Annotated in this window: 5 protein-coding genes; 1 reads left to right on the top strand and 4 read right to left on the bottom strand. The window is 50.7% G+C overall.

Features of this window, described 5'->3' with window-relative positions; genetic code table 11:
* The first annotated feature begins 1,333 nt into the window (after positions 1–1,333).
* On the top strand, positions 1,334–1,924 hold the full coding sequence (locus BLS94_RS14225; RefSeq protein WP_090962568.1) for a peroxiredoxin family protein: 591 nt from the start codon (positions 1,334–1,336) through the stop codon (positions 1,922–1,924).
* Between the two features lie 116 nt (positions 1,925–2,040).
* Here the strand turns inward: BLS94_RS14225 and BLS94_RS14220 are convergent, their stop codons facing one another.
* Genes BLS94_RS14220 through lolA form a run of 4 tightly spaced genes read right to left on the bottom strand, consistent with a single transcriptional unit; the run spans position 2,041 to position 6,117 of the window.
* Positions 2,041–2,751: a DUF6781 family protein gene (locus tag BLS94_RS14220; protein WP_072768978.1), complete on the bottom strand. Its 711-nt coding sequence runs from the start codon at positions 2,749–2,751 to the stop codon at positions 2,041–2,043.
* A gap of 37 nt (positions 2,752–2,788) precedes the next feature.
* Positions 2,789–4,147, bottom strand: coding sequence for a serine--tRNA ligase (serS, locus tag BLS94_RS14215; protein ID WP_072768976.1), 1,359 nt, complete (start codon positions 4,145–4,147; stop codon positions 2,789–2,791).
* Positions 4,148–4,184: 37 nt separating this feature from the next.
* Positions 4,185–5,501 (bottom strand): replication-associated recombination protein A, encoded by a 1,317-nt coding sequence (locus BLS94_RS14210; RefSeq protein WP_090962565.1) that lies wholly within the window; start codon positions 5,499–5,501, stop codon positions 4,185–4,187.
* Complete coding sequence (gene lolA / locus BLS94_RS14205; protein ID WP_090962561.1) at positions 5,494–6,117, bottom strand: outer membrane lipoprotein periplasmic chaperone LolA; 624 nt, start codon at positions 6,115–6,117, stop codon at positions 5,494–5,496. The genes BLS94_RS14210 and lolA overlap by 8 nt, the downstream gene beginning before the upstream one ends.
* Positions 6,118–6,807: the final 690 nt, after the last annotated feature.

Here is a 6,807-nt window from a genome sequence, read left to right as displayed (position 1 = left end):
TCCGCCGCTGCCGCCATTCCCAGTCCGGAATACAATGCGGTCGCCACAATCCCAACTATGGTTGCTGCTGCTTTGCTACTCATATCTCCCCCCACTTGATTGCTGATTACAGTACGAGCCAATAATTCCAAAATTCCGCGACGTTTGAATGGCCTCACGGACTGACTTCCAGATCATTTTTGTTTAGCTCGGCGCCTACCTGATAGCCGGACAAAAGCACCCTGATTACCGGATCTTTTCTGCCTAATAGCCATGTTGCGAATGTCGGTAATTGTGTTATTCTACGGCCTTATGTGGATTCAAACATTAAGAATAACGGCATTTCCATAAGTTCAAAGTTCCAACAAAAAACAAAAATTTGTTATGCGCAGCCATTAATAAAATCCAAACAATAAATTTCCTGATTAATATCAATACCGGATCATCAAAACAGGAAACGGACGAAGGCTCATCAAGCCGGGTTACGTTTATATCATGAACGTTATATGTACTATGCTTATCCTATTAAGCATAGTACATAGATCGATCAAGTTGCTTGAACCCATATTTCATGCGGGTTTCCAGCGGAAATTATTCCGCTTTTTCGTCTGTGCTTATCAAATTTCTTCTAAATTTCACAGTATCGGTTTCAACTATTATCCGAATCGCCACTACTGAAACGGAAAAATTCTACCACAGCAAAATGGAGCGTACAAGAAAGAAACTTTATCTTGTTAAGCAAAATTAATAATGCCCCTATTCTAAAAAACGGTATTTTCCCCTCTTCTAATTGTGGTGATTTTACCCTATTTGAATTATGGTAATGCGAGTATCCGAGTTCCGATTTATCCTTTTGGCATAGCGCCGTCCTGCTTCGTACGGCGCAGTTTACCATTGAGCTTGCCATTGTTGAATCTCAATCGTTATTTAGATGATTAGATGGGTCCATATAGCAAAAAAATGAAACAAATGAGCTTGCGCTGAAGCTCGAGCGGGTTGTGGCGAAAGGGTACCGATGAAGGTGTGGCTCGGCCTATCAGGGTGAAACGTGAAACGCCCAAATTCATGACGGCCAGGCTTGATCAGTGGCGTCCCTCTGATTGCTATCGAAGGAAAATCGCGCTTGCTTGACGAAGCAGACGGGTTCCGCCTATTATTGCAGCGGCAAAAAGAAGTAAGGAAGTGCTTCTAAAAACATGGATAACAGCAAATCCGCGTTCCGGAATTTCATAATACTTGCATCGGCCCGCCAAACCGGGCCCTTATTATAAAACTGGAGAATTTCGCGGCGATGCCATTTCTGTTTTAATTATTCAGCAGTTCTATTTGATGAGATTTTCCAGAGGGTATGAGAATGGCGGAAACCAGTAACGCCGCTACGGCAAGCATGGCTCCGGAGCTACAAACGTCAGGATGGCTCAATACACCCAAACCAATTACGCTTGCCTCGCTGCGGGGGAAAGTGGTTGTATTGCATACTTTTCAGATCTTTTGTCCCGGTTGCGTACAGGTAGGTATTCCGCAGGCGCAGAGAATATACCAGGAATTTGATCCTGCTCGCGTAGCTGTGATCGGGCTGCACACGGTTTTCGAACATCACGCCGTGATGGGCCCCGACGCCCTCGAAGTATTTATACATGAGTATCGGCTGCGATTTCCGATTGGTATCGACAAGTATGATGGCGAACCAAAAGGCGTTCCCTTGACCATGCACGCTTATAAGATGCAGGGCACGCCAACGCTGATTCTGATCGACAGAACCGGGCACATCCGTCTGCATAAATTCGGACACGTGAGCGACCTTACGATTGGATTCTCGATCGGTGCGCTGCTTTCCGAAGAAATTGATGAATCCTCTGGAGCGGCTGAAGCTAACCCGGCAAGTGAGGCCGTTCCAGCAAGTAGTGGAAGTGGCGCTTGCGATGCGGACGGCTGCAGTGTCTGATTTGCAGGTTGAATAAAGCTATTGCAGGGCCTGTTCTTTTAACGGGAAGTCAATGCCGCCATTCCAATGATCAGCTGGTGGAATTTTTCCCGAACCGCTCACTTACAAAAAATTAGTTAACCTCGATCTGCCTTGGGTATATCGTCCGGTTTAACGCGCTCTGCAATCTCGGCAAGTACCCCGGCAGTTGCCTCACGCATCAGATTGGTGATGGCATGAGTCAGCTCAATGCCCGCCTCTAGCTGGTTCTGTCCGACCGAGGTTATCTGTTGATTAAAAACCATGAGGGTGTCCTTCACCTGAGAACCAACTGCGGTCCCGTTGCGTTTGGCGTGATTAATCAAATCCCCCAAGGTTTCCTTCACCAGTTCCTGAGCGGCGGAAGCCGATGCCTGCACGATATCCAGAAAAAGGCCCTCAACACTTTCCAGTTCCGCGCGGGCGCGGGTAAGCTCCTCATTTGAAAATTTTTGCGCCCGGCCTGCGGCCTCCTCCAAAGCCAGCTTTGAAGCTTCGGCAAGCTGCGCGAGCGCGGCATCCAATCCAGCGACTGCGTCGCGTATAGGCTCAAGTACTGTTTGCGTCTGCGCAGGTGTTTGTTGTAGCTTTTGCTGAGCGCCTTCACTCACTCCTTTCATCACCGCCGTCACCACCTTCCGTAGCGATTTCTGATCCTGGTCCTCCCTACTCAAGGCTTTCACTGTGAAGTCCCGTACTTCTTCGCGAACGTTATTTCCCTGCGCAATGCTGTTGCGCACTTTGGCCTCTAGCGCGGATGTATCCGAAATTGTGTCAGGAGAAGCTTCACCGCCAGTTACGTTCTGCATGATAAAAACCCCCTAAGTGATGTAAAAAAATAGTGTTCTATGCTGTAAGCCGAACAAGGCCGCCCATATAAGGGTGCAGAATTTCTGGAATGGATACGCTCCCATCGGAATTTTGAAAATTTTCCAGAATCGCCACCAGCGTCCGTCCCACCGCCAACCCCGAGCCATTGATGGTATGCAATAATTCCGGCTTGCCTTTTTCTTTGCGAAAGCGTGCCTGCATGCGCCGCGCCTGGAATGCTTCGCAATTACTGCATGAAGAAATTTCGCGAAAAGCATTCTGCTCCGGCAACCAGACTTCGATGTCGTATGTTTTGGCCGCCGAGAAACCCATGTCGGCCGTGCATAACGCCATCACGCGATAAGGCAATTCCAGTTTCTGAAGAATCGTTTCCGCGTGACCGGTCAACTCCTCCAGTGCTTCGTAGGAATGTTGTGGATGCACAATCTGCACCAGCTCTACCTTCTCGAACTGATGCTGCCGGATCATGCCACGCGTATCCCTGCCATAGCTTCCCGCTTCTGAGCGGAAGCATGGCGTATGCGCCGTGAGCTTGATGGGAAGCGATTCGAGAGCAACAATTCGATCGCGCACCATATTGGAAAGCGGAACTTCGGCAGTGGGTATCAGATACAGATCATCATCTTCGGGCTGATAGGTCGAATTACTCGTTAATGCATCTTGATAATTCTCTTGCCCCGAAAGAACTTCAACCGAACCAGCTTTTTTTCGAGGGATCTCGAACAGGTCCTCCTTGAACTTCGGCAACTGCCCAGTGCCCCGCAAACTTTCCGCATTGACCAGATAGGGGACATATGCCTCAGTATAGCCGTGCTCCTGTGTATGTGTGTCCAGCATGAATTGCGCGAGAGCACGGTGAAGCCGTGCGAGCGCGCCCGTCATCAAGCTGAAACGTGCGCCGCTAAGTTTCGTGGCGGTCGGAAAATCCAGCAATCCCAGACCTTCACCTATGCTCACATGATCTCTCACCATAAAATCGAATGCCCGCGGGGTTCCCCAACGGCGTACCTCCCGATTATCGGCTTCATTAATGCCCTCCGGCACGCTGCTATGGGGCAGATTGGGAATCTGCAGCAATATTTGCTGCAACGCGGCTTGAGTCTTTTGTAGCTGAGCTTCCGCCTGTCTTAGTTCGTCGCCAAGACTAGCCACCTCCGCAAGGATACTCGAAACGTCCTCCCCTCTGCTTTTGGCGTTACCAATCTGTCTGGAGGCGGCATTTCGCCGCGCCTGAAGCTCCTCCGTATAGGTCTGCAGATTCTTTCGTTCTGCCTCCAGGGCACTGAATTCCGTAGTGGGAAAAATATAATTACGGGTGGCGAGAACCCTGGCCACGTGGGCCAGATCGGTACGCAACAATTGAATGTCTAACATCCTAACTCCAAAAAACGTTTGCCGGGCAATAACAGCCTTATTTAGATTTTTTCTTTGCCTGTCTGTCCAGCTCGCGCAAGTGCGTCAGCCTTTCGGATATCTTACTTTCAAATCCCCGCATGACGGGCTTGTAAAATTTAATCTCCGGTATGCCTTCCGGGAGATAATTTTCTCCCGCGGCATAAGCTTCGGGATCGTCATGAGCATAGCGGTAGTCTCGTCCGAAGCCCAGATCCTTCATGAGGCGGGTAGGTGCGTTGCGCAAATGCTCAGGTACGCGGCGCGACTTATCACCGCCGATAAAAGATCGGGTTTTATTATACGCAAGGTAGGCGGCATTGCTCTTGGGCGCGCAAGCGAGATAAAGTGCTGCTTGCGCCAAAGCCAATTCCCCCTCGGGGCTGCCCAGCCGCTCATAAGTCTCCGAGGCATCGAGCGCTACCCGTAATGCACGCGGATCGGCCAGACCGATGTCCTCCACCGATGCTCGAATCAAGCGCCGCGCTATGTAGCGTGGATCGGCGCCTCCGTCCAGCATCCGGCACATCCAGTAGAGCGTCGCGTCCGGGTTAGAGCCACGCAGCGATTTATGAAGCGCTGAAATTTGGTCGAAATACTCATCTCCGCCTTTATCAAAGCGGCGCTGGGCGCGAGAAAGTGCATTATGCACATACTCCGCCCCTATTTCCGCAATTCCCTCGGTCGTCGCTGCAGTTTTTATCTGCTCGAGAAAGTTGAGCAGGCGCCGCGCATCACCGTCCGAATATTCGATCAATAAGCGTCTAGCGTCATCGGCAAAATTCAATCCCTGCAATGCAAAATGCTCCGCTCGCTTGAACAGCGCAGCGAGCTCATCTTCGGATAAGGCAGTGAGGACATAAACCTGTGCCCGGGATAATAATGCGCTATTAACCTCAAACGAAGGATTCTCGGTGGTGGCGCCAATGAATGTCACCAATCCCTGTTCGACATAGGGTAGAAACGCGTCCTGTTGCGATTTGTTGAAGCGATGCACCTCATCCACAAACAGAATCGTGTGACGTCCGGATTGCTGCAACACGGCCTGCGCGCGTTCAATCGCTTCCCTGATATCCTTGACGCCCGATAACACCGCCGACAAGGCGATGAATTCAGCGTCAAACGCCCTCGCCATCAGTCGCGCCAGTGTCGTTTTGCCAGTGCCGGGCGGCCCCCACAGGATCATCGAATGCGGCTTGCCAGATTCAAACGCAAGACGTAGCGGCTTGCCCGGACCGAGCAAATGCGGCTGCCCAACAACATCCTTCAGTTCATGAGGACGCAACTGCTCGGCGAGCGGCGCGGCGGCTTCACGTTGCCCGAACAGGTCAGTCACTGATCACGTCCGCACCTTCCGGTGGGCTGAAATTGAACAATTCCGGCGCAAGCCTGGGGTTTTGTTCCACTCGGGTAAAGGTAAGCACCGTAGTCTGGCCAAAGTTATCATGCAACTCCATGCTCTTCAGGGTGCCCTCCGGCGCGAACCCCAGGCGCACCCATTCAAACGTGCTTTCCTTGGCTTTGGGTTTGGCTTCCAGCCATTCTGTGCCTCCCAGCAAGCCGATTTCTGTTAGATCGAAATTATTTTCAATATCACTGCTCCCCGCAAGCAATGCCGCAGGGCTGCTGCCGATAGCGACATCCAGCTTGCGCACTGTTACCTGATTAAGATCGCGATCATAAAACCATATGCGGGAACCATCGCCGACAATAAGCTGCTCGTACGGTTTCTCGTAAATCCATCGAAACTTGCCCGGACGCTCGAATTGCATTGTACCGCCGCCTTTTTGCACCGCACGTCCACTTCTGTCGAGAACAGTCTGTAAAAATACCGCTCTAACAGTACGGGTATTATGAATAAAATTCTTGAGACTATTTATCGCACTTGCCTCGGCAGCGGCGCTAAATAAAAAGAACAGGAGAAAAAACCAGCATCGTTCCGAAAAATTCATGAGTATTTCCTGGCGTAAAGGATCAAAAAACAGCTGTTCTGGTCGGCGTGGTGGGCTCAATTCACTTGCTTGACCTGCAGCACGGCGGAGCCCGGAACTGGAAACCGGAACAGGAAGCGGCTTACCGCTGCGGTAGTGATTTTAACGCTTCTGCTCCTCCAGAGTCATAAACCTCCGTTAAATGCTTCCTGTAGCCGTCTGTAGTCCTCACTGCCACCCCCACCGGGGAAAGTCCACATCAAACATACAAAGTAAACACCTGGCGTTCCAGATCCCTAATTCCGGTTGCACAAACTATTTGCAATATTCTTCTGCTAAAAATCAACTACCAGCTTTCGAAACCACGTACTTTGCGCAAGGTTTCCGCGGCCCGGTGCGCGCTCTGACGGAGCACGCCGTTTTTAGGGAGCCTGGCTTGCCAGTATCCTCTGCAAGCACTAATTCAAGTCCATTACCAACACTTCTCTTGTGGGAGGCTACATCATGCCGCATCAAAAAGAATGGGAACTCGATGTAAGCAGTAAAGTCTAAATTTCGCTGGCGGAAACTAATCGTTGCCGCCAACTGAATGTTGGAAGTTATTCTCAACTGTCAGAGGAGGAAACAACATGGCAACAACACTAGGAACGTCGGGTCACGCCAAGGCAAGTGGACGCGACTACGACATGTCGGAGTGGTATGACTCGAGGT

Source organism: Nitrosospira sp. Nsp18 (assembly GCF_900103145.1).
Lineage (GTDB): Bacteria > Pseudomonadota > Gammaproteobacteria > Burkholderiales > Nitrosomonadaceae > Nitrosospira.
The sequence above is the reverse complement of the archived record's forward strand: the minus strand, read 5'-3'. Positions and strand labels throughout refer to the sequence as shown.

What these genes read in the sequence shown, in the direction of transcription:
- BLS94_RS14225 (WP_090962568.1), top strand. Translation starts at nt 1,334, where the DNA reads ATGGCGGAAACCAGTAACGCCGCTACGGCAAGCATGGCTCCGGAGCTA.
- BLS94_RS14220 (WP_072768978.1), bottom strand. Translation starts at nt 2,751, where the DNA reads ATGCAGAACGTAACTGGCGGTGAAGCTTCTCCTGACACAATTTCGGAT.
- serS (WP_072768976.1), bottom strand. Translation starts at nt 4,147, where the DNA reads ATGTTAGACATTCAATTGTTGCGTACCGATCTGGCCCACGTGGCCAGG.
- lolA (WP_090962561.1), bottom strand. Translation starts at nt 6,117, where the DNA reads ATGAATTTTTCGGAACGATGCTGGTTTTTTCTCCTGTTCTTTTTATTT.